Below are 4,281 nucleotides of genomic sequence, written 5' to 3' on the forward strand. Positions count from 1 at the left end.
ACCCAAACCGCCGCGCAGGATATCGTTACCGTTGTAACCGTAGAGCGTATCGTTACCTCCGCCGCCGTCGAGGACGTCAACGGTATCCCAGCCGTAGAGGCTTTCGTTTCCGTCCGTACCGACACCTTCAACCTTTATATCCGCCATGTCTTGGGCGGTAACGGTTTTGTCGTCGAAGGCGAAATCGTAGTAGCGATAGCTGCTGCTGTTAAAATAGCCCGATACGGTTACGCCGTCTTCACCGCCGTAGGCTTTGATAACCAAATCATTGCCGTTGCGGGTAAATACCGCGTCGGCAAAGTTCGCACCCTCGAAACGCAGGGTATCAGTATGCTCGGCTTTATTGCCGTAATCGGAAACCGTATCCCGTCCGTGGCCTTTGGCGAAGACGTAGGTATCGGCTTCGTAAGTGCCGCCTTCCAAGTAATCATTGCCCGCGCCACCTTTTAAAACATCGCGGCCATTGCCACCGTACAGTTTGTCGTCACCTTCGCCGCCGTTCAAAATGTCGCTGCCCGAACCGCCGTGCAGTTCGTCACCGCCTTCTCCGCCGTTCAGGGTATCGTTACCGTTATCGCCGTGGAGACTGTCGTTTCCTTGGCCTCCTTCGATCAGGTCATTACCCTCGCCGCCGTTCACATAATCATTACCCAAACCGCCGCGCAGGATATCGTTACCGTTGTAACCGTAGAGCGTATCGTTACCTTCGCCGCCGTCGAGGACGTCAACGGTATCCCAGCCGTAGAGGCTTTCGTTTCCGTCCGTACCGACACCTTCAACCTTTATATCCGCCATGTCTTGGGCGGTAACGGTTTTGTCGTCGAAGGCGAAATCGTAGTAGCGATAGCTGCTGCTGTTAAAATAGCCCGATACGGTTACGCCGTCTTCACCGCCGTAGGCTTTGACAACCAAATCATTACCGTTGCGGGTAAATACCGCGTCGGCAAAGTTCGCACCCTCGAAGCGTAAGGTATCGGTGTGTTCGGTTTTCCAACCCGAATCGGAAACAATATCCCGTCCGTGGCCTTTGGCAAAGACATAAGTGTCGGCTTCACTGCCGCCACCGTACAGTTTGTCGTTGCCCGCCCCACCGTTCAGAATGTCCGAACCCGGACCGCCCTCCAGCGTATCGTCTCCTTCTCCGCCGTCCAGAATATCGTTGCCGTTATTGCCACTGAGATAGTCATCGCCTTTGCCACCAAGCAACAAATTAGCCAAATCATTACCATTTAACCGGTCTTCGGTATCGCCACCGAGTTTATGTCCCAGCTTCGCCAGTGTTTCCGTACCCAGTATCTGCGCATACTGTTCAAAAGTGCCGTTTTCAACAGCTGCTTTGGCGTATTGCGCCATCAGTGACGACAATTCGGTCACATTGCCGGTTGTTGTACTGTAAGCAATAAACTCCCCCAAATCCACAAACGCTTTTTCAGGGTTTTCAGCAAAAACATTGCCGAACTTGGCTGCCACACCGCTGTAGTCCAATACGAATCCGCCGTTTTCGATTCTCAAACCGATTTCGTTCAAATACGGCTGTAAACGGGTTTGAAACAACAGTGCCTGGTAGACATTTTTATTAAGCGAATCGTATGCCTTGTCGATAACCGAGAAAATGCGCTTGGTTTCGGTATCGTTCATGCTGAACATCACGCGTGATTTTTCGCCGGAGAACGCGTCGAGTGTGGCGACTTTTTGGCGGTAGTGCTGGATTTTGTCCAAATATTCTTGCGGAACGGAATAACCCAGAACCAAACCGGCCTGAGTAGGTGTAAGGGCAACGCCTTCGTTGGCAGTTCGAATCATGGCGGTAGAGAAAGTGAAACCGACGTGATAATCCGGATCGGTTTTCGCCCACTCCTGAACCAGCTTGTTCAGCAAAGCCTGTTGCTCCGCCTTGGTTTCCGCATCCGAATAAGCCTTGAGCGTTTCCGCCAAATCGGGCGACAATGCCGCCGCTTCGCGCAAATCGCGTAAGCGGCCGATGCCCTGCAGGTTCGCCGCCCGCATTTGTTCTTCGGTCATTTTTACCGAACCGGCATAGCGGCTGTGCAAAGTATCGTTGGCCAACAGCAGGTCGCCCATTTCGCACTTGCTGCCGTCGACCAGGGTGTAGCTGCCTTTCTGCGCAACGGTGTTACCATTGCCCAAGCGGGTGTTGACATCCTGATAGGCGGCATCGAGCGATTGGATATTGAGTTCGGCCAAGGCAAACAGTTCGCCTTCCTGAGATACGCCGTCCTGATTCAAATCGCGCCATACCTTGAGTTTGTCGAAACCCGCATCTTGGGCATCGACTTTGCCGTCCGAATTGGTATCGGACTCGGCCAATGCGGCATAGCCGTGCGCGGCATTGCTGCCGTCTTTCAATACGGTGCTGTCGCCAAAAAGTTCGCCGCCGTTGTTGATCAGGCCGTCTGAATTGCGGTCAATTACCAGCAAACCGTCGTCGGCAGCCACCCAGCCCGTTGATGTGCGGATGCCGTCTTTGTCGTGGTCGAACAATGCACCCGAATAACCCTGCGTGCCGACGGTTTCGATGCCGTCGCCGTCCAAATCAAGAACGAGCGGGTCGTAAACGTGGTATTTGCCGTCGCGGTTGATGTTTTGGTAGTCTTGGAAATTTTTTGGGTCATTGAATTTATCAAACCAATAATCTGTTATATCGCCAAGCGTGATTGCTCCATTCTTGCTTTCATAAATTGCATATGCCCCGCCAGCTAGTGCAAAAGCAACAGCTACTACCTGACCTCCTGGAATTAGGCTTGCGATTCCTGCCCCAAGAGTTGCTAAATCCCCCAAAGTCAATTTAGATGTATCACCATCTTTACTTGCTAAAGAAATACCAAATTGTGCTATTCCCATATATCCAGCTGCTTTTGTGAATTGGGATAACCCGCTAGAATTGGCTAGACCACCAGCTTCACGGATATTACCAATTTGACCACTAATTGTACTTCCCGCACCAAGGCTAACACTTATTTGATCAGATGTCCCTCTTTGACTTGAACCATAAGATATACTATTACTTGTAGCATTACTAATAGTTCCGTAATTACCTAAAATATAACCTGCAGCTTGCTTTGCACTAGACATTTTTGCTCACTCCTGTTTTATTTAAGAAACATTCCATATAAAAAATTCTGGCAATTAATAAGAGTATAATAACAAAATACATACAACTAAAGTAATAGAAAAATAAACCCAAATATCTAAATTTTTTTTCTCTATTTAAATATTTATCCTTGTCATTATGAATTGAAAAATGGATATTACTGTCCGAGATAAATTCACCATTTAAAATTAATCCTGAAGTAGTTTTATAATCAGAATCTGGTAATAAAAATAATACATTATAACCCAACAATTCTTGATTATGAAATTCCTTACACATTTGATAATTAAAATCTATGCATGAAAATGAATATTTTTTTTTATTAAAAATAAAACTTACCCAAGGGTTTTTAGATTGAAACTTAGGTATATAAATGATTCCGTCAGGTATCTTAATTATTTTTTCTTGAGAATCACTAAATCTTCCTAATCCAGATAAAAGAACAAAAATAATACATATTACAGAGCTAAATACATTGAAAAATATAGCTATTCTATTTTTATATACCCAGGCATCAAATTTTTTTATTGCTTCTGTTTTCTTCATACGCTTCCTATTTGTTTAATATAAATTTCTTTCAATAAACTACAGTAAGTGTAGGTTAAGTTATCAAACCCAATATTTTAGATGACCTATACATCAGCCTGTTTACTAAAAGCCAGTAATATAAACCATCCGGATTATATTGTAATGATTACAAATCAAACGTTATCTAAAAAAGAAAAACAGTAATCAAAACATTCTACCATATCGTCTGAAAAAAGTTTCAGACGATATGGCAGACGGTTCTGTTTTCATTGGCATACCGACTGTGCAGATGATCTACCACCGGCAGAAAATTTCCCGTTTTACGGTTCATGCCACCGGTAAGGGGGTAGCTGCCTTTTTGGGCGAGGGTGTTGCCGTTGCCCAAACGGGTGCTGACATCCTGATAGGCGGCATCAAGAGATTGGATATTGAGTTCGGCAAGGGTAAACAGTTCGCCTTCCTGAGATACGCCATCCTGATTCAAATCGCGCCACACCTTGAGTTTGCCGAAGCCGGCATCTTGGGCATCGGCTTTGCCGTCCGAATTGGTATCGGACTCGGCCAATGCGGCATAACCGTGTGCGGCGTTGCTGCCGTCTTTCAATACGGTGCTGTCGCCGAACAGTTCGCCGCCGTTGTTG

At 46.7% G+C, this 4,281-nt stretch carries 2 protein-coding genes and 1 pseudogene; all 3 read right to left on the minus strand.

The window, feature by feature from the left end; all coding sequences use genetic code 11:
• Nucleotides 1-2,862: calcium-binding protein (locus tag ACFPVS_RS01790; protein ID WP_378595239.1), on the minus strand; the 2,862-nt coding region annotated here is incomplete at its 3' end.
• Nucleotides 2,863-3,085: 223 nt separating this feature from the next.
• Nucleotides 3,086-3,658, minus strand: coding sequence for a hypothetical protein (locus tag ACFPVS_RS01795; protein WP_096294734.1), 573 nt, complete (start codon nt 3,656-3,658; stop codon nt 3,086-3,088).
• 247 nt (nt 3,659-3,905) lie between these two features.
• Nucleotides 3,906-4,281 (minus strand): annotated as a pseudogene (locus ACFPVS_RS01800) (hypothetical protein); the annotation flags it as partial.

The sequence above is a fragment of the Neisseria weixii genome (genome assembly GCF_042658245.1).
GTDB classification, from domain to species: domain Bacteria; phylum Pseudomonadota; class Gammaproteobacteria; order Burkholderiales; family Neisseriaceae; genus Neisseria; species Neisseria weixii.

Coding starts and splice junctions, on each gene's coding strand:
- ACFPVS_RS01795 (WP_096294734.1), bottom strand. CDS start 3,658: ATGAAGAAAACAGAAGCAATAAAAAAATTTGATGCCTGGGTATATAAA.